This window comes from Anoxybacillus sp. ST70 (assembly GCF_019553625.1).
Classification (GTDB): Bacteria; Bacillota; Bacilli; order Bacillales; family Anoxybacillaceae; genus Anoxybacillus; species Anoxybacillus gonensis.
Genome location: NZ_JAHZOF010000040.1, coordinates 1 through 419, shown reverse-complemented (window position 1 = coordinate 419; position 419 = coordinate 1). Strand labels below are relative to the sequence as shown.

Sequence of the window (419 nt, the reverse complement as noted above, 5' to 3'; positions counted from 1 at the left end):
CATCGGCTCCTAGTGCCAAGGCATCCACCGTGCGCCCTTTCTAACTTAACTAAACACACTTTTCAGCCTGTTATCTAGTTTTCAAAGAACAATGCCAACCTCGTCTCCTTTTTAATAGACGCAGGCGAAAATATGAGGGATATTCCCTCAAAACTAAACGAAGCGAAAAAGCGTTTTTTATCATATCAATGATATCCTTAGAAAGGAGGTGATCCAGCCGCACCTTCCGATACGGCTACCTTGTTACGACTTCACCCCAATCATTTGCCCCACCTTCGGCGGCTGGCTCCCGTAAGGGTTACCTCACCGACTTCGGGTGTTGCAAACTCTCGTGGTGTGACGGGCGGTGTGTACAAGGCCCGGGAACGTATTCACCGCGGCATGCTGATCCGCGATTACTAGCGATTCCGGCTTCATGC

The 419-nt window shown here is 49.9% G+C and carries 1 rRNA gene; it reads right to left on the bottom strand.

Annotated features, from left to right (window positions below):
- Positions 1 to 201: 201 nt before the first annotated feature.
- Positions 202 to 419, bottom strand: a 16S ribosomal RNA gene (locus tag K1I43_RS15490); the annotation flags it as partial.